Annotated in this window: 15 protein-coding genes and 2 pseudogenes; 10 read left to right on the plus strand and 7 right to left on the minus strand. The window is 63.0% G+C overall.

Annotated features, from left to right (window positions below; translation table 11 throughout):
• Positions 1–125 precede the first annotated feature (125 nt).
• Genes D3872_RS09085 through D3872_RS09095 form a run of 3 tightly spaced genes read left to right on the plus strand, consistent with a single transcriptional unit; the run spans position 126 to position 3,994 of the window.
• On the plus strand, positions 126–821 hold the full coding sequence (locus D3872_RS09085) for a YIP1 family protein (RefSeq protein WP_119810469.1): 696 nt from the start codon (positions 126–128) through the stop codon (positions 819–821).
• A gap of 12 nt (positions 822–833) precedes the next feature.
• Positions 834–2,051: an efflux RND transporter periplasmic adaptor subunit gene (locus tag D3872_RS09090; protein ID WP_119810470.1), complete on the plus strand. Its 1,218-nt coding sequence runs from the start codon at positions 834–836 to the stop codon at positions 2,049–2,051.
• Positions 2,048–3,994, plus strand: coding sequence for an ABC transporter ATP-binding protein/permease (locus tag D3872_RS09095; protein WP_119810471.1), 1,947 nt, complete (start codon positions 2,048–2,050; stop codon positions 3,992–3,994). The genes D3872_RS09090 and D3872_RS09095 overlap by 4 nt, the downstream gene beginning before the upstream one ends.
• A gap of 124 nt (positions 3,995–4,118) precedes the next feature.
• Here the strand turns inward: D3872_RS09095 and D3872_RS09100 are convergent, their stop codons facing one another.
• The 3 genes and pseudogenes from D3872_RS09100 to D3872_RS09105 all read right to left on the minus strand — a co-directional run bounded on the left by D3872_RS09100 (position 4,119) and on the right by D3872_RS09105 (position 6,148).
• On the minus strand, positions 4,119–4,700 hold the full coding sequence (locus D3872_RS09100; RefSeq protein WP_229459233.1) for a Rhs element Vgr protein: 582 nt from the start codon (positions 4,698–4,700) through the stop codon (positions 4,119–4,121).
• Positions 4,693–4,842 (minus strand): hypothetical protein, encoded by a 150-nt coding sequence (locus D3872_RS25640; RefSeq protein WP_182915743.1) that lies wholly within the window; start codon positions 4,840–4,842, stop codon positions 4,693–4,695. The genes D3872_RS09100 and D3872_RS25640 overlap by 8 nt, the downstream gene beginning before the upstream one ends.
• Before the next feature lie 101 nt (positions 4,843–4,943).
• Positions 4,944–6,148 (minus strand): annotated as a pseudogene (locus D3872_RS09105) (RNA-guided endonuclease InsQ/TnpB family protein).
• Positions 6,149–6,169: 21 nt separating this feature from the next.
• Here D3872_RS09105 and tnpA point away from each other — a divergent pair.
• A pseudogene (tnpA, locus tag D3872_RS09110) lies at positions 6,170–6,559 on the plus strand (IS200/IS605 family transposase); the annotation flags it as partial.
• Here tnpA and D3872_RS26020 read toward each other — a convergent pair.
• The gene (locus D3872_RS26020; RefSeq protein ID WP_441295139.1) at positions 6,440–8,275 is read right to left on the minus strand and encodes an IS1182 family transposase; all 1,836 of its coding nucleotides are present in this window, start codon (positions 8,273–8,275) and stop codon (positions 6,440–6,442) included. The pseudogene tnpA and the gene D3872_RS26020 overlap by 120 nt on opposite strands.
• 573 nt (positions 8,276–8,848) lie before the next feature.
• On the opposite strand from D3872_RS26020, the gene D3872_RS09120 reads away from it, so the two are divergent.
• Positions 8,849–9,340, plus strand: a complete 492-nt coding sequence (locus D3872_RS09120; RefSeq protein ID WP_119810472.1) for an Hcp family type VI secretion system effector — start codon at positions 8,849–8,851, stop codon at positions 9,338–9,340.
• A 14-nt stretch (positions 9,341–9,354) separates the two neighbouring features.
• The gene (locus D3872_RS09125; protein ID WP_182915744.1) at positions 9,355–9,852 is read left to right on the plus strand and encodes a penicillin-insensitive murein endopeptidase; all 498 of its coding nucleotides are present in this window, start codon (positions 9,355–9,357) and stop codon (positions 9,850–9,852) included.
• A gap of 226 nt (positions 9,853–10,078) precedes the next feature.
• On the opposite strand, the gene D3872_RS26025 is transcribed toward D3872_RS09125, so the two are convergent.
• The 3 genes from D3872_RS26025 to edd are packed head-to-tail and all read right to left on the minus strand — an operon-like array spanning position 10,079 to position 13,188.
• Positions 10,079–10,606 (minus strand): hypothetical protein, encoded by a 528-nt coding sequence (locus D3872_RS26025; protein WP_220476910.1) that lies wholly within the window; start codon positions 10,604–10,606, stop codon positions 10,079–10,081.
• A gap of 49 nt (positions 10,607–10,655) precedes the next feature.
• A complete protein-coding gene (locus tag D3872_RS09140) occupies positions 10,656–11,279 on the minus strand; it encodes a bifunctional 4-hydroxy-2-oxoglutarate aldolase/2-dehydro-3-deoxy-phosphogluconate aldolase (RefSeq protein ID WP_119810475.1) in 624 nt (207 codons plus the stop codon).
• 13 nt (positions 11,280–11,292) lie between these two features.
• Complete coding sequence (gene edd, locus D3872_RS09145; protein ID WP_119810476.1) at positions 11,293–13,188, minus strand: phosphogluconate dehydratase; 1,896 nt, start codon at positions 13,186–13,188, stop codon at positions 11,293–11,295.
• A gap of 250 nt (positions 13,189–13,438) precedes the next feature.
• Here edd and pgi point away from each other — a divergent pair, with 250 nt between their 5' ends.
• The 4 genes from pgi to D3872_RS09165 all read left to right on the plus strand — a co-directional run.
• On the plus strand, positions 13,439–15,082 hold the full coding sequence (pgi, locus tag D3872_RS09150) for a glucose-6-phosphate isomerase (RefSeq protein ID WP_119810477.1): 1,644 nt from the start codon (positions 13,439–13,441) through the stop codon (positions 15,080–15,082).
• A 2-nt stretch (positions 15,083–15,084) separates the two neighbouring features.
• A complete protein-coding gene (locus D3872_RS09155) occupies positions 15,085–15,984 on the plus strand; it encodes an SMP-30/gluconolactonase/LRE family protein (RefSeq protein ID WP_229459234.1) in 900 nt (299 codons plus the stop codon).
• 222 nt (positions 15,985–16,206) lie between these two features.
• A complete protein-coding gene (gene zwf, locus D3872_RS09160) occupies positions 16,207–17,673 on the plus strand; it encodes a glucose-6-phosphate dehydrogenase (RefSeq protein ID WP_119810478.1) in 1,467 nt (488 codons plus the stop codon).
• Between the two features lie 14 nt (positions 17,674–17,687).
• The coding region (locus D3872_RS09165) for an SIS domain-containing protein (RefSeq protein WP_119810479.1) at positions 17,688–18,450 on the plus strand (763 nt) is incomplete at its 3' end.

Here is an 18,450-nt window from a genome sequence, read left to right on the forward strand (position 1 = left end):
TCATGATCGGCAATGCAACGCCAATAGCGATGTCCTGCTGCACTTATATGTATCCACTTTGACTAGACGGCCGTGCGGCTGGCCGTTAGTATCTGGTCATTATAAAAACATCAAGGAAAACCTCCATGTCCAATAACGTCGCTGCGATCCCGCTGCAGATTCTTGTCGAACCAAGCAAGGCCTTCGCCGCCATCCGCGAACGCTCCCACACCTGGCTTCCGCTGCTGACCGTCATGTTCGGCTCCGCGCTGATGATCTGGTGGTACTTCCAGACCGTGGATTTCGCATGGCTGATGAACCACACCATGGCGTCGCAGCCGGACATGACCGACGAACAGCGCCAGGCCGCACAAGGCATCATGTCGCAAACGACGATGGGCTGGATGTCGGTCGCCGGCGCCCTGATCGTCACCCCCGTCATCTATGCGATCTTCGCCCTCTACTACCTGTTGGCCGGTAAATTCCTGGGCAGCGACATCAGCTTCGGCAAATGGTTTGCGCTGACGGCATGGGCCTCGCTGCCACGCCTGCTGGTGCTGCCGCTGATGGCCATGCAGATCATGACTTCCGGCGGCCAGGTGCCGATGGAAGACCTGTCGATGACGTCGCTGAACTTCCTGCTGTTCCAGCTGCCGCAAAGCCATCCGTGGGCCGGCTTCCTCACCAACATCGACCTGGCGATGCTGTGGAGCGTGGTGCTGTCCGTGATCGGCCTGCGCGTGTGGACCGCCCGCAGCCTCGCCACCTGCGTCACCATTTCCCTGCTGCCGCTGGTGCTCGTCTTCGGCCTGTGGGCCGGCAAGATCGTCATGTTTGCCTAAGCACCGAAAACAATGAAAAAGAAAATTATCGCCGCAGCGGTGATCGCGGCGTTCATCGCCGTGCCGGTCGCGGTCAAGCTGTCGAAGAATAAGACCGTCAAGGAAGCGGAACTGGCGAAGGTCGAACTGCGCCAGATCCAGCCGACGATCCTCGCCTCCGGCAACCTGGTGTTCAGCCAGGAAGTCCAGCTGTCGAGCGAAGTAATCGGCAAGGTCAGCGAAGTGCTGGTCAAGGAAGGCGACAAGATCGAAAAAGGCCAGGTTCTGCTGCGCCTCGACCCCACCACCTACCGCGCCGAAGTGGCGCAGCAGGACGCCAACCGCCGCAGCGCCGCCATCGCCATCGAACGCGCGCAGCTGAACCTCGCCAACCAGAAGCGCAACCTGGAACGCAACGCCAGCCTGGCCGACGCCAGGTTCATCGGCGCCAGCAAGTACGACGACGCGCGCCATGCGGCCGAGCTGGCCGCGGTGGAACTGCGCGCCAGCCGCGAGGCGCTCCAGCAGGCCGAGGCGATGCTGTCGCTGTCCAAGGAGCGCCTGGCCAAGACCGAAGTGCGCGCGCCGATCAGCGGCACCGCTACCTCGGTCCAGATCAAGGTCGGCGAAACCGCCGTCGCCAGCGCCACCGGGATCGCCGGCTCCAGCCTGATGACGATCGCCGACGTGTCGGGCATCATGGCCGAAGTGAGCGTCGACGAAGCCGACGTGGCCGGCGTGGCGGCAGGCCAGGCCGCGCGCATCTACCCTTCCGCCTACGCCGACAAACCGGTGTCCGGCAAGGTCCAAAGCGTGTCGCTGACACCGAAAGTCAGCCCGCAGGCGCGCAACTACATCGTCAAGGTGCGCCTCGACGACACCACGCTGGCCCTGCGCACCGGCATGACGGCGCGCGTGGAGATCGTGCTTGGCGGCGGCACCGCCCGTCCATCCGTGCCGCTGCAGGCGGTGATGACCGAGCAGGCGCCCGGCGCCAAGGACAACAAGCAGTCCAGCTTCGTGCTGGCGGTGGTCGACGGCGTGGTGCGCAAGCGTACCGTCGAACTGGGCCTGGCCGACGACAACAACCAGGAAGTGCTCAAGGGTGTGGCCAGGGGCGATACCGTCGCGATCGGGCCCGCGCGCCTGCTGCGCGAACTGCGCGACGGCGAAGCGGTGGCGGCGCTGAAGGCGGATCCGAAGAAGGAGGTGCGCAGCGCGCAGGCGCCGCAGCCGAAGGCAAGCCTGTGATCCGTCTGTCCGGCATCACCAAGACCTACCGGATGGGCGACCAGGAAGTCCATGCGCTGCAGGGCGTGGACCTCCAGATCGAGCGCAACGAGTACATCGCCTTCATCGGCGCTTCCGGTTCCGGCAAGTCGACCATGATGAGCATCCTCGGCTGCCTCGACCGCCCTAGCGCCGGCACCTACCTGCTCAACGGCCGCGATGTCGCCACCATGGAAGGCGACGAGCTGGCCCTGGTGCGCAACGCCGAAATCGGATTCATCTTCCAGAGCTTTCACCTGCTGCCGCGCTCCACCGCGCTGGCCAATGTGGCGCAGCCGCTGATCTACCGCGGCATCGGCATCCGCGAGCGCACCCGCATGGCGGAAGAGGCGCTGCAGCACGTCGGGCTCGGCGAGCGCATGCACCACCGCCCCAACGAGCTGTCCGGCGGCCAGCGTCAGCGCGTGGCCATCGCGCGCGCGCTGGTCGGCAAGCCCTCGATCCTGCTGGCCGATGAACCGACCGGCAACCTGGACTCGGCCACCAGCCGCGACATCCTGGCGCTGATCCGCGACGTGCAATGCAGCGCCAGACGGTTGGTTTCATGGTCACCCAGTGAGCCCGGGAAAATCGCCGCACAGTGCCGGCGCCGTGGTGCGGCCTTGCAGACGGGAAGATCGTTCAGCGGGACACCTTCAACGAACCGCGCGGGGCCTAGAAGGAACCAGACATGTACTATTTATCGAGGCCCTGCGCTCGCGGCTGGCCGCCATCCGGCGCACCGGCTTGCGCAGCTTCCTGACCGCCGCTCGGCCGTGAATTCATTCGGGGTCGCATGCGGTGATCGCGTGGTCTCGCTGATCCAGGGTATTCCCAGAGCATTCAGCGAAGCAGTTTCGAAGGCCTGGGCAGCAAATGCCAACACCCATCAGCGCCAGGAACGACTTCAAGGATGTCCTGCGCGGCAAGATCAACACCTGCGCTTCCGAGGACGATGGAACAGGTTGCGCGCCCACGTCAGCCGGCATCCCGACCTGTGCCCGGTTGATTCTCGCTCGGGCGGCGGCGACGTCCGGGTCGGCAACAGCAAGGCCTTCGCGCATGTGATGGCGACCACGCCGAGCTACCAGGACGTTCACCAGCGCTTTGTGCAGACCGGCCGCTTCCTCAGCCAGGCGGACGAGGCCAACGCGCGCCGGGTCGCCGTGATCGGGTCGAAGCTGGTCGAAGAACTGCACCTGAAGGGCGATCCGCTCGGCCAGTTCGTCCAGTACTCGGGCGAGTGGTTCAAGATCGTCGGTGTGATGGAGACGCGCGGCGAGTTGTTCGGGATGTCGCAGGACGACTACCTGATCATCCCGTTCAAGACCGGCCGCAGCATGATCGGCAATAACCAGAAGCCGAACATGCGCATCAACGTCAGCAGCGACAGCGCCACCCCGACCGAGGAAGTCAAGCGCCAGCTCACCGCCGCGATGCGCGCCTCGCACAAGCTGAAGGCTGAGCACAAGGACGACTTCGAACTGGTCGCGTCAGACCAGCTGGCGAAAAGCTTCGCCGAGATCAGCACGATGGTCACGATGGTCATGGCCGGCATTGTCGGCATCGCCCTGCTGGTGGGCGGCATCGGCATCATGAACATCATGCTGGTGTCGGTGACCGAGCGCACCCGCGAGATCGGCATCTGCAAGGCGATCGGCGCGCGCAGCCGCGACATCATGCTGCAGTTTTTGATCGAAGCGGCCATCCTGGCCATGTTCGGTGGCCTGATCGGCGTGGTGCTCGGCTACGCGATCGGCTGGGGCGTGGCGGCGGTCATTCCCAATTTCCCGGATGCATTCGTGCCGTGGTGGGCGATTGCGGTGTCGCTGCTGTTCTCGGGCGGCGTGGGCGTGGTGTTCGGCGTCTTCCCGGCCAGTAAGGCCGCGAAGCTCGATCCGATCGAAGCGCTGCGCTACGAGTAGCCGCAAGCGTAATTCGTAGGGCGGATAAGTGCGAAGCACGCATCCGCGTGTTTGCGCTTCGTTGACGCATGCACGCGGATGCGCACCAAGCGCTTATCCGCCCTACGTCATCTACGCGTAAGACTTAGCGGCGGATAAAGCCGCGCGGGAGGTTGGCGCGGTCGCGCGGGTTGGCGAGGAAGCCGGCCAGCACCTTGTCGAACAGCGCGCCGCAGTCGGCGTAGCGCGGCTGGCGCATCGTGCGCGCCGAATGCAGGTGCTTCAGCACGAAGTAGTCGGCCAGCAGGTCGCCCTGCGCTTCCATGTTGTAGTCGGCCAGCGTCTTGGCGGGATCGAGCTCGTAGGCGTAGCCGAGGCCGATCCTGATGGCGCCGCGCAGGCGTACCGGATAACCCAGCTGGTGCTGCCAGACGTGCACCATTTCGTGCATGAACCAGTGCCTGGCGTGGTCGTCGCCGCGCGAAAAATCGGACAGGCAGCAGGATTTGTGGAAGTAGATGCTGCCGTTGGGAGACATCGCGCAATTGCGCGGCTGCATGCCGAACGGGAGGTAGCGGCGGCGGAAAACCCGCACGCGCGCGTAATCGAGCGCGTCGCCGAACAGCGCCGATGCCATGGCGACCTCGCCTTCGGTGAGCGGCCGGTCGAGGCGCGCGGGTGCGCGCACTGCCGGCTTGACGCAGATGTGCAGCGGTTCGTTATGCATCCACGAATTCTAACGCGGCGCGCGCCTCAAGCGCGCCGCGTTCGTTTGCGGCAGCCGCCTTTGCCAGTTCGGTAATGCGCGCCCAGTCGCCGGCCAGGATCGCGTCCTTCGGGGTGAGCCAGGATCCGCCGACGGAGGCCACGTCAGAATCGTCGATGGCGATGAAGACTTTTTGTTGACATCCTCCCCTACCCTGAAGGAAACGGATTCCTACGGCGCTATGCGGCGATTTGCGCAGTCGCTTCAGTGGGGTGAACGCATGCGCTCACGCTTCGCCGAGCGGCCTGGCTGCACCGGCTCTCCACAGGCTAGAACGCGATGTCCTCGCGCTAAAATATTGATCGCACCGACCACATCGGCGTGATTTTCGTAACCGCAATCGACGCATAAGAACTTCGCTTGTGTTTGCCGATTGTCTTTCGATGTGTGGCCGCAGCATGGGCACATCCGGCTGGTGTGGTGCGGCGGAACGGCAACAGCATGCCGCCGTTCCACGCCACCTTGTAATCCAGCTGTCGCCTGAATTCGCCCCATCCCTGATCGAGAATGGCGCGGTTCAGGCCGGACTTCTGTTTCACCATCTTGCGGTGCTGTTCGCTGCTGCCTTTGGAAGACCTGGACATGTTCCGTACCTGCAAATCCTCAATGCAAACGAGTGCGTGGTTTTGGCAAATCGTTGTTGTGGTTTTGTGCAGAAAATCCTTGCGGGCGTTAGCGATACGGGTATGAACCTTTTGGACGCGGGCCTTTGCCTTCTTCCAGTTGTTGCTGAACTTGACCTTGCGGCTCATGCGGCGCTGGTAGCGGGCAAGGCGCTGTTGGTGCTTCTTGAAGCTGTTGAGCGGGGCGATATAGCTCTCGTCGCTCATGGTGGCGAACCGAGCGATGCCGACGTCGATCCCGATGGCGGTTGTCGCCATGGGCAGGGGCTGCTCGACCTCGCGCCGCGTCTGAATCGACACGAACCACTTGCCTCCCGACTGGCTCACGGTGACGTTACGCAGTTCGCCGAGCACGTCCCTGCTGTTGCGGTAGCGCAGCCAACCCAATTTGGGAAGAAAGAGGCGATTGTTGGCCTGATCGAGCTTGATCTGTTTCGGATCGGGGTAGCGGAAAGCATCGCCGCTGCCCTTGCGCTTGAAACGCGGGAAATCGGCGCGTTTGGCAAAGAAGTTTTGGTAAGCCTTCTCCAAGTCCTTCAAGGCATGTTGTAATGGATGACAAGGCGCGTCCTTGAGCCACGGCGTGTCAATGCCATTGCGCCATCCCGTAAGGTGTTTCGCCATCGCGACATAGCCGATGAACTTGTTACCCGCTTCGTAATTTTCTTTTTGCAGTGCCAGCGCCTTGTTATAGACGAACCGGCACGATCCGGCGAAGCGGCGCATAGCGCGCTCCTGCTCGCCATTTGGCATCAGTTCGTATTTATAGGCTTGTAGACGCTGCATGCTTCGATTATCGTTGGGACTATGAGAAATGACAGCGATATTCGCCACGGAAGACACTGTATTTTTCTAATGCATGCGCATTTGATCTTTGTCAAAAAATACCGCCGTGAAGTCTTCACAAAAGAGATTCTTGACGACCTGCGTCTGCATGGACTTTGAAGCGGAACTGATGAAGTTCGACGGCGAGAACGACCACGTTCACCTTCTGGTCAACTACCCGCCCAGGGTTGCCGTTTCCAATCTGGTCAACAGCCTGAAAGGTGTTACCAGCCGCATGATCCGGAAGAAAAACTATCCGAGTATTCGAAAAAAACTGTGGGCGGTGCGCTTTGGTCGCCCAGCTACTTTGCGGGTAGTTGCGGCGGCGCACCCATCGCAGTTATTCGACAGTACTTCGAACAGCAGCAGACTCCGCACTAAAGTCAAAGGCAAGGACGGCTCTGCCGTCGGCGCCTGCCCCCGCCCTGAAGAGGGTGTCGCAAAACGTTTTTCTGCGATCACATCAGGCCCGGGCGATGTTGTGGTTGAGGACGCAAGCCAAAAAAACGCGGCATGCGGCCGAAAAAACGTATGCGCCCCTCTGAGCGCGTATGGAACGGCGTAAAAGTAGAAAAACAGCGCCCTCAGCAGGGCAACCGCTCTGGACAAGTTGTACGCCATGACATGTAAGGCAAATTCGCGCTTGACCGCCTGTAGCCCACGTCGGCGAAAGCGATCCAGGCCCTGCTGACCGCGCAGGCTGCTGAACACTGGTTCGACGATCGCCTTGCGCTGGCTGAAAATGTAGCGCGCCTGGCGATGCTGCATCACGAGACGAAGCGCGTCCCGTTGTTCATCCTCGGGGTAGCGTTTGATGCGCCGCCCCTGCGCGGCCTTCGTACAGTTCGCACGCAGGCGGCAAGCTGTGCAGCTTGATGCCGCATACACGCTCACTGCCCGCGTGCGCGGTGTTTCTCCGCATTTGGAAATGAGGACCAAGGTTTGGCCGGCAGGGCATCGGTAAGTGTCGGTATGCGCGTCGTAGGTGAATGCGCTCTTGTGGTACAGCCCCTCCTCTTTGGTCTTGGCAGGCCACTGGCCCTCCGGACACAACAAGCTGATATCGCGTGTGAGCGTCGCGTCAATCACTTCATCATCGAAGTAGCCGGCGTCGAGCAGCAATTCCCTGACATCTTCTCCAGTCACGCGTGCACTTTGATCGAGCATCGGTGCGATCACCTTCGTCTCGCTCGATGGATCGATTTCGAAGGCTGTGATGATTCTGTCTGGATTTGCCAGTACCGATGGTTTGTACGACGCCGCAAACCCGTGTCCACGTTTCAGGCGCTGTACCATGGCCTCCGGTTCGCTGCCGCTGATACGCAAGGTCTCGACATTCTTGCCATTGCTGAGGCGCGCAGTCTGGCGCTGCTCGAAGAGTTCCTGGCATCGCGCACTGCGTTCCTGTTCCTGCTGCGCCGCCTGATTCTCCGGTGTGCGTTCTACGGCCTGGTGCGCCGCTGTTGCGCGCGCCTTGACGGCCTCTTCCTTGAGCAGATTGTAGTGCGAGCAAGCCGCTTCAATAACGGTGCCGTCACCGGCCAACCGAGCGCTGCCAGAACCCGTCGCTTTCAAAATCGACCCGGTCAGCGATTCAAAGAAATCCCGGGTCAGCGACGCTTCATGCTGGACGATGAAGCGTCCGATGTTGGCATGGTCCGGCGCGATGCCGCCGGTCACCCACATGCATCCGAGATCGAGTCGCGCCAGCCGTTCCAATTCGCGCAGGGAATGCACCCCTTGCATCACGCCGTACAGGATCAGGCCGACCATCAGTTGCGGCGCATAGGGAGCGCGGCCAGTTGCAGCGTAGCGCCGCTCAAACGCTTGCCAGTCTTGTGCTCCGAGCAGACGGGCCACGGTAAATGGAGCATGCTGGCCAGAACGCTTCAGATGTTCTTCCAGACGCATCGTCCCCAGGAAAATGGCGTTGGCATCGCCCGTCACGAAACGCCGACCGCTATGGACCGCCGTTTGCAGAGCCGGCGCATCCGAACCTGCCGGCACGCCGCCAAACAAATCGTACTGCGGAACGTCGGGCGAAGGTAATTTGCGGGTGCTGCTCATTGTCGGTTCCTGGCATTTCATTCTGAGCAATATTTTATCGCGCAGAGGGCTTTTGCGACACCCTCTGAAGGGCGAGGTTTGCCGCCCAACAGATCAAGAGCCCAAAATGACTATGACCCTACTCGACATCATGTGTTTGTCGTGCGCGATCCCCCGTACCGAGAACGAAGCAAGCATCAAGCTCACGGCGGAACACTTCGAAATCTCCCGGCTACCGTCAAGCGGAACTGTGCGGCCTGAACCCTCTACGGCCCGCCGCGCCTCGATCACGCCGGGGCCGTGGCCGAGTCCACCCGCTAGGCTACGAAGCGTCCCCCGCGATACTTTACGCAGCACCCCGCCCCTAACGCTCCGTGACGGCATACCGGTTAAGCCAGCCGATGGAAACACCAGATTTCCAGCCTCCCCATATAGTATTCTCCCTTCCCACCGCCCCCTCCTGCTGCTGCTAGACACACTCCCCATTTTTTGTTCAATGATTGGCCCAGCCCTTTAACGCCGGCGGTTGACGGCATCTCTTGATATCAGCCAACGCCCACCCCGTACAGCCGAGCAACAATGCTCACTTAACTAAACCTGTAACGGAGGCAAGGCATGTCAATCGACGTTTATCTCTCCATCGACGGCATCAAAGGTGAATCGGCCGATTCCGAACACCAGGGCTGGATCGAGGTCACATCGGCACAGTGGGGCGTGATTCAACCTAGAAGCCCGACCGCGTCGACAGGTGGCGGCCATACAGCCGAACGGTGCGAGCACCGTACGCTCTCGTTCAGTAAGCTCGCGGACCTCGCCTCTCCGATACTGATGCAGACGGCCTCAATGGGAAAGACGATCCCGAAGGCAAAGCTAGAGTTCATGAGGGCCGATGGCGACGGTAAGCGCGTGAAGTACTACGAGGTGGAACTTGAGAATGTCATGATAGCCAACATGGAACAGGTGGTAGGCGGCGGCAGCATTCTGCACGACTCCATTGGCCTCCGGTTCTCAAAAGTGAAGTGGAAATATTCGCAGCAGAAGATCGGCGGCGGTACTGGCGGCAATACCGCTGGTGGGTGGGACCTTGCGTGCAATAAATGCGCATGACTGGGATGCACGCTATGGATGACGACAACGACCCGCTACGCCCACGGCCTACACAAGATACTCGCGGGTTCTACATGCTCCCGCAAGCCCCGATGGACTCAGGTTACTACGTGTACGGAAACCTCTACGGGAAATCCGCCAAGGGAGCCTACCAGTACCCGCATCCGATAATGATGACAGCGATCCTACGCGTTGCGATGGAGTGGCAGACCCGCGACAAGCGCCGAATCGGGATCGGGGACATCAGCTTAGCGGGAGGGGGGAAGCCGCCAGATCACGACTCGCACATGAGTGGGTTGGATGTTGATGTCCGTCCATTGCGTAAAGACGGTCTCGAACAGCAAGTGTTCTGGTGGGACCGCGAGTACGACAAGGAAGGAACCGAGAAACTAATCGAATTGTTCCGCACCTTCGCGCCAGTCGTTCTGGTCTTGTTCAACGGCCCTGACATACCGTTTGTGAAGAGGGCGAAAAATCACGACCACCATTTTCATGTAAAGCTACGAGGCTGACATGCGCAAAACTGCTTTCCTGATACTCTGCGCGACCGCAGTCGTGCTCTCGATTGCCCATGCCGCCGATCCGTCGTCCGACCCGTATGGCCTATGGAAACCGCTCCAAGGCGCAATCTACAAAGTCCATTCCGGCATAGTCGCTGATCGTACACCACCGACACCTAATGACCGTAAGCTGACTGTGCTTGTTGACGGCAAGACGGCGAAGGACATATTCGATTCATTAGGCCCCGACCTCCCAGACACGTGCAGCGGGGAGAAGGGCGACCGACTTCGAGACAAGAAGGGTATTCATTGCAGCTACACGGCGCAGGACAAAGGGACGAAGGACGGCCCATATCGGTGCTGGATTGGGCTCGATCTTCGGACCGGCGATAGCGTCGGGACCGTCAGTTGTTGAGTGCCTCTTGGGTATGTCCGAACGGGGCTTCTGCACCAAAACACGGTGTGCACAACAACATACCAGTACCATCTCGAGCATGAACCAGTGCCTGGCGTGGGCGTCGCCGCGTGAAAAATCAGGCAGGCAGCAGGACTTGTGGAAGTAGATGCTGCCGTTGGGAGACATCGCGCAATTGCGGGGCCGCATGCCGAACGGCAGGTAACGGCGGCTGAATATCCGCGCGTAATCGACCGCGTCGCCGAACAGCGAGCGCGCCATGGCGATCTCGCCTTCGGTCAGCGGCCGGTCGAGGCGCATCTGTGCGCGCACTGCCGGCTTGACGCAGATGTGCGGCGGTTCGTTATGCATCCACGATTCTAGCGCGGCGCACCTTTTGCACGCGCCGCGTTCGTTTGCGTCAGCGCAGTGCGGCAGCCGCCTTTGCCAGTTCGGTAATGCGCGCCCAGTCACCGGCCTGGATCGCGTCCTTCGGGGTAAGCCAGGAGCCGCCCACGCAGGCCACGTTCTTGCAAGCGAGGAATTGCGGCGCGGTGTCGATCGAGATGCCGCCAGTCGGGCAGAAGGTCACGTCGGGCAGCGGCCCTCCGATCGCGTTCAGCATCCCGACGCCGCCCGCCGGCACTGCCGGGAACAACTTCAGCTGGCGGAAACCCGCTTCGCGCGCTGCCATCACTTCCGACGGCGTCATCACGCCCGGCAGCAGCGGCAGGCCGCTTTTCTTCGATGCTTCGATCAGGGCCGGGGTCAGGCCGGGCGACACGCCGAATACCGCGCCGGCGTCGCGCGCGGCGGCGAATTCCTCGGGCTGGGTCAGGGTGCCGACGCCGACGATTGCGCCCGGCACCTGGGCCATCGCGCGGATCGCGCCCAGGCCGTGCTGGGTGCGCAGCGTCACTTCAAGTACGCGGATGCCGCCCGCGACAAGCGCTTGGGCCAGCGGCACTGCATGTTCAGGATCGTCGATGGCGATTACCGGGATAACGCTCGCCGAGCGCATGATGTCGAGTAGGGTCATGGTCATTTTGGGTTCTTGTTCAAAAGTCTTCATCGGAGCCCGGCACCGTGTTGCCGATGTCCGCGCCTTCGTGCACGTTGAGGGTACTCGGGATCGGCGCCGGCAGCGGGAACGTCGCCGCGCCCTTCTCCGCCTCGCTGATCGTACTGCGGTACATCGCGAACAGCTCGCGTCCCATGCCTACCTGGCAGGAGCCCAGGTCGGCGGTGGCTTGCGTACGCGACGCCCAGACTTCGGCCGGCACCAGCGCTTCCAGCGTGCCGGTTCCCGCGTCGAGGCGGATGATGTCGCCGTCGCGCACCAGCCCGAGCGGGCCGCCCGCCAGGATCTCGGGCGACACGTGGATCGCCGCAGGCACCTTGCCCGAAGCGCCCGACATGCGGCCGTCGGTGACCAGCGCCACGTGGCGACCAGCGTCCTGCAGGTTGGCCAGTGCCGGGGTAAGCGCATGCAGCTCGGGCATGCCGTTGGCGCGCGGGCCCTGGAAGCGGATCACTGCGACGAAGTCGCGGTCCAGCCGTCCGGCCTTGTAGGCGTGCATGAAGGCTTCCTGCGAATCGAAGGTCAGCGCGGGCGCTTCCACCACGCGGTGTTCCACCTTCACTGCCGACACCTTCATCACGGCGCGGCCCAGGTTGCCGTCGACCAGCACCATGCCGCCGTCGGCCGAGAATGGCGCGCTGGCAGGGCGCAGCACGCTGTCGTCGCCGGTGATTTCGGGGGCCGGCTTCCAGACCACTTTATCGCCGTCGAGGAAAGGCTCGGTGCAGTGGGCGCGCAGGCCCTTGCCGAGGATGGTCGTCACGTCGTCGTGCAGCAGGCCGGCGTCGAGCAGTTCGCGGATCACGAAACCGGTGCCGCCGGCTGCGTGGAAGTGGTTCACGTCGGCGTCGCCGTTCGGGTAGATACGGGTCAGCATCGGAATGACGGCCGACAGTTCGTTGAAGTCGTCCCAGTCAATCACGATGCCGGCCGCGCGCGCGATCGCCACCAGGTGCAGGGTGTGGTTGGTCGAGCCGCCGGTGGCCAGCAGGCCGATGATGGCGTTGACCATGCATTTCTCGTCGACCACCTGGCCGACCGGGATGTACTCGCCCTGCTCGGTGATCGCCACCGCGCGCTGCGCGGCGGCCGCGGTCAGCGCGTCGCGCAGCGGGGTGCCCGGCGTGATGAAGGCGGCGCCCGGCAGGTGCAGGCCCATGATCTCCATCAGCATCTGATTGCTGTTGGCGGTGCCGTAGAAGGTGCAGGTGCCGGCGCCGTGGTAGGACGCGGCTTCGTTCTCGAGCAGCTCTTCACGCGTGGCCTTGCCCTGCGCGTACAGCTGGCGGATGCGCGCCTTTTCCTTGTTGGAGATCCCGGTCGTCATCGGGCCGGCCGGCACGAATACCGCCGGCAGGTGGCCGAAGTGCAGCGCGCCGATCAGCAGGCCCGGGACGATCTTGTCGCATACGCCCAGGTACAGGACCGAGTCGAACATATTGTGGGACAGCGCGACCGCGGTGCCCATCGCGATGGCGTCGCGCGAGAACAGCGACAGCTCCATGCCGGGCTGGCCCTGGGTGACGCCGTCGCACATGGCAGGCACGCCGCCCGCGAACTGGGCCACCGCGTCGACCTTGCGCACGGCGTCCTTGATAATCGCCGGGAAGGATTCGAACGGCTGGTGCGCGGACAGCATGTCGTTGTACGAGGAGACGATGGCGACCGACGGCTTCTTGAATTCCTTCAGTTTCAGCTTGTCGTTGGCCGGGAAGGCGGCGAAGCCGTGGGCCAGGTTGGTGCAAGACAGCGCGCCGCGCTGCACGCCCTGCATGCGCGCCGCGTCGAGGTGGGCCAGGTAGGCCGTGCGCGAGGGCCGGCTGCGCTGGATTATCCGGTTCGTCACCGCTTCAACTACGGGATGCAAGGCCATGATCGTTCCTTTTGAATTAATTTCCTGAAATTTTACTACAGTTTGGGCTTGTGAACACAAAGTCTTCCATTCGCATGGTGAATTAACGCGACGCGTTTATCCGCGCGACGCCGGGCCCTTCCCACAGCAAGAGGCGTTCGATCACGATTTTTTACTCAACTTTGTAGTGAATTTACGCGATTATCATGTATGATTCGATAATCTTACGCGCAGTGCGCGGCCAGCCCTCCATCTCCTAAACGTCAAAGATATGCGCCAGCCTTCCCTTACCCAGACCGCCAGCTTCCAGGCCCTCGAAACCCACGCCATCGATGCGGAAGACTGGCAGATGCGCGGCCTGTTCGCGGCCGATGCCGAGCGCTTCCCGAAGCTGACCGTCGACGCCGCGGGACTCTTTCTAGACTATTCAAAAAACCGGCTTGACGGGCGCACGCTTGAACTGCTGGTGGACCTCGCGCGCGAACGCGGCGTCGAGGAGCGCCGCGACGCCATGTTCGCCGGCGAAAAGATCAACACCACCGAAGGCCGCGCCGTGCTGCACACCGCCCTGCGCTCGCCGCGCACCACCGAGCTGGTGGTCGACGGCCAGGACGTCATCGCCGACGTCCACAAGGTGCTCGACCGCGTCCGCGCTTTCTCCGACGCGGTGCGCGCCGGCACCTGGCTGGGTTACTCGGGCAAGCCGATCACCGACATCGTCAACATCGGCATCGGCGGCTCCGACCTGGGCCCGAAAATGGTGTGCCTGGCATTACGCCAGTACAGCCACCCGCGCCTGGCCATGCACTTCGTGTCCAACGTCGACGGCCACGACATCGACGCAGCGCTGGCGAAAGTGAATCCCGAAACCACGCTGTTCATCGTCGCGTCCAAGACCTTCACCACCGCCGAAACCATGATGAACGCGCAGACCGCGCGCGCCTGGTACCTGCAGCATGGGCCGGAGTCCGAACTGGCGCGCCACTTCGTGGCGGCATCGACCAACCTTGATGCGATCAAGGCCTTCGGCATCGACCCGGCCAACATGTTCCCGTTCTGGGACTGGGTCGGCGGCCGCTATTCGGTATGGTCGGCGATCGGCCTGCCGATCGCGCTGGCCGTGGGCTTCGGCTACTTCAGCGACCTGCTGAACGGCGCGCACGCGATGGACCAGCACTTCAAGGAAGCGCCGCTCGACAAGAACATGCCCGCCCTGCTTGGCCTGATCGGCTTCTGGAACCGCCAGTTCCTCGACTGCGAGTCGGTCTCCATCGCGCCCTATCACCAGGACCTGAACCGCTTCCCGGCTTACCTGCAGCAGCTCGAGATGGAAAGCAACGGCAAGCGCGTGACACGCGACGGCCACCCGGTCGACACCGAAACCTGCCCTGTCATCTGGGGCGACTGCGGCACCAACGGCCAGCATGCCTACTTCCAGCTGCTGCACCAGGGTACAGAGGTCACGCCGATCGACTTCATCGCCGCGCTGCGCCCCGCGCACGAGTACGAGAACCACCACGCCGCCCTGCTGGCGAACTGCTTCGCCCAGTCGGAAGCCTTCATGAAGGGCAAGACGCTGGACGAGGTGCGCGCCGACCTGCAGCAGCAGGGATTGTCGCCGGCCGAAGTCGAGCGCCTGGCGCCGCACAAGACCTTCCCCGGCAACCGCCCGAGCAACACCATCCTGATGGAATACCTGAACCCGTACACACTGGGCGCGCTCATCGCACTGTACGAGCACAAGACCTTCGTGCAGGGCGTGATCTGGGACGTCAACAGCTTCGACCAGTGGGGCGTCGAGCTGGGCAAGGTGCTGGCGAAGAACATCGAGGCGGAGCTGACCGGCGAAGCCAAACCAGAACGGCACGACAGCTCCACCAACGGCCTGATCGCGATGGCCAAGGCGGCGACCTGACCATGACTTCCATGACCCAGCACCCATTCGAAGTAGCCTACGATGCGCCGATGAGCGTGGGCGAAAGCCCGCTCTGGCATCCGACCGAATCGAGCCTGTACTGGGTCGATATCAACGGCTTCACCATCCACCGGCTGAACCAGCTGACCGGGACCCATGACGAATGGCGCCTGCCGTCCGAACCGACCGCCCTGGCGCTGTGCGCCACCGGCGGGCTGGTGGTGGCGATGCGCGCCGGCTTCTTCCACTTCAATCCGCAGGACGGTGCGCTGGCCGAAATCGCGCCGGCCCCGTACGATACCAGCACCACGCGCTTCAACGACGGCCGCGTCGATGCGGCCGGCCGGTTCTGGGTCGGCACCATGTACGAACCGCGCGACCAGCAGGCCGCGCAGATGTTCTGCCTCGACAAAGGCGAAGTGAAACTGAAGTGGTCGGGCGGGATGACGGTGTCGAACGGACTGGCGTTTTCGCTCGACGCCACCGCGATGTACCACGCCGACACCACCAGCCACCGGGTCGACCGCTACGATTTCGACGCCGCCACCGGCACCGCCTCGCATCCATCGCGCTTCCAGCAGTTCTCGACCGACAAGGCCCGCAACTACGGCGGCCGCCCCGATGGCGCGGCCGTCGACAGCGAAGGCGCCTACTGGGTCGCCATGATCGAAGGCGCGGGCCTGCTGCGCTTCGCGCCCGATGGCGAGCTGCTGGACGAACTGCAGCTGCCGGTGCGCTGCCCGACCATGATGGCGTTCGGCGGCGACGACCTGCGTACCCTTTTCATCACCAGCCTGGGCCACCGTCCAGCCGAGGAAATCGCGCAGTTCCCATTAACCGGCCGCCTGCTGTCGTTGCGCGTCGACGTCCCGGGCCGCGTTGAGAATGCGTACCAGCCATGATGCCGGGTCGAGTCGATGCAGCTGTCGGCGAAGGCACCCTGATCCGCGCGCCAGGATCCCGGCGCCAAGGTAATGGGAAAATTTGTAGTATATTTTCTTGCAAACTCGATTTCTATGTAGTAAATTTACATAAATAGCCCCAATCACGCTTCTTGCGTACGCCAGCGCGGCGTCGGGCACTGCATTATCTCCATCGGCACCTACTTTCTGCGATAACACACTATGGCTCTTAACGATTTCGACCTCGTTCTCTTTGGCGGCAGCGGCGACCTGGCGATGCGCAAACTGCTCCCGGCGATGTACTCCCGCGACGTCTGCAACGACCTGCCGCCGACCGCGCGCATCATTTGCGTGGGCCGCCATGAATGGTCGCAGGACGAATTCCTGCACAGCGTCGAAAAGAACTCCAAGCCGCACCTGAAGGCGGTCGACCAGGCCGCCTGGGCCAAGTTCATCCAGCGGATCGTCTACGTGTCGCTCAACGCGACCGACGCTTCCACCTATGCCCCGCTGGTCGAGGCGCTGCGCGATGACGCGTCGCTGACCCGCGTGTACTACCTGGCCACCCCGCCGCACCTGTTCGCGAAAATCTGCGACAACCTGGCCGCCACCGGCCTGGCGACCGCGAATTCGCGCGTGGTGCTGGAAAAGCCGCTCGGCCGCGACCTTGCCAGCGCCAAGCAGATCAACGCCGAAGTCGGCAAGGTGTTCTCGGAATCGCAGATCTTCCGTATCGACCACTACCTCGGCAAGGAAACCGTGCAGAACCTGCTGGCCCTGCGCTTCGGGAACATCCTGTTCGAGCCGCTGTGGCGCCGCGAATGGATCTCGGACGTGCAAATCACCATCGCCGAAAAGATCGGCGTCGGCAACCGCATGGGTTACTACGACACTTCCGGCGCGCTGCGCGACATGCTGCAGAACCACCTGCTGCAGCTGCTCTGTATCGTGGCGATGGAGCCGCCAACATCGATCGCGCCGGACGCCGTGCGCGACGCCAAGCTGCAGGTACTGCGCTCGCTCAAGCGCTTCACCCCGACCACGCTGGCGCAGAATATCGTGCGCGGCCAGTACCGCGCCGGCCACGTCGACGGCGCCGCGGTGCCGAGCTACCGCGACGAACCGGATGCACCGGCACAGTCGCGCACCGAAACCTTCGTCGCGATAAAAGCCGAGATCGACACCTGGCGCTGGGCCGGCGTGCCGTTCTACCTGCGCACCGGCAAGCGCATGCACGACCGCCTGGCGGAAATCGTGGTGCGCTTCAAGCCGATCCCGCATTCGATCTTCAACCAGCCGAACAACAGCTTCCAGCCGAACAGCCTGGTCATCCGCCTGCAGCCGGACGAAGGCCTGCGCATGAACCTGATGGCCAAGACGCCGGGCGACGGCATGCGCCTGAAGCAGGCCGAGCTCGAACTCGACTTCAAGGAGCAGTTCAAGGCGCCGCGCATGGAAGCCTACGAACGCCTGCTGCTCGACGTGCTGCGCGGCCAGCTGACGCTGTTCATGCGCGGCGACGAGCTGGAAGCGGCCTGGGATTGGGTCGAACCTATCCTCAACCATTGGGAGCATGAAGACAGCATGCCGATCCCGTACACCTCCGGGACCTGGGGACCAGCCGCATCGTCGGCCCTGATCGGCCGCGATGGACTCCAGTGGCGCGAAGAAGCGCTGCCTGAAGACTGAACGGAGCGCCGACCGTGCTTCTCGATTCAATCCGCACCCAGCTTGACTCGCTGTCTCGCTCCGAGCGCAAGGTCGCGCTGGCGGTGCTCGACAACCCCGGCGCGACGGTCACCCAGAACATCACTGCGCTGGCCAAGGCGGCGCAGGTGTCCGAGCCGACCGTGGTGCGCTTCTGCCGTACGCTGGGCTACGATGGCTGGCATGAGTTCAAGCTCAAGCTGGCGCAGGGCCTGGCGCTTGCGCTGCCGGGCGCGAACGAGCAGCCGGCCCAGGACGACTTGGCGGCGGACCTGGTCAACAAGATCTGCAGCCGCTCGATCAACACCCTGCTCGACCTGCGCAACAACCTGAACCCGGAAGCGATCCAGCGCGCGCTGGACATCCTGTCGCGCGCCAACAAGATCGAGTTCTACGGCCAGGGCACGTCGGGCATCGTGGCCACCGACGCCCAGCACAAGTTCTTCCGCTCCGGCGTGCCGACCGTGGCCTACGCCGACCCGGCGATCCACAGCATCGCTGCCTCGCTGCTGCACGAGGGCGACGCGGTGGTAGCGATTTCACAGCGCGGCAACAATTCGGCGCTGGTGCGCTCGGCCAAGCTGGCGCGCCGCGGCGGCGCCGACGTGATCGTGCTGGCGCCTTCCGGCACCCCGCTGGCCGACATGGCCACGGTGCTGATCCCGATCGACCTGGTATTCAACATCGACCCGTACACGCCGATCTCGGCGCGCCTGGCCTACCTGGTGGTGATCGACGTACTGGCGGTCGGCCTGGCGC

The sequence above is a fragment of the Massilia cavernae genome (genome assembly GCF_003590855.1).
Taxonomy (GTDB): Bacteria; Pseudomonadota; Gammaproteobacteria; order Burkholderiales; family Burkholderiaceae_D; genus Telluria_A; species Telluria_A cavernae.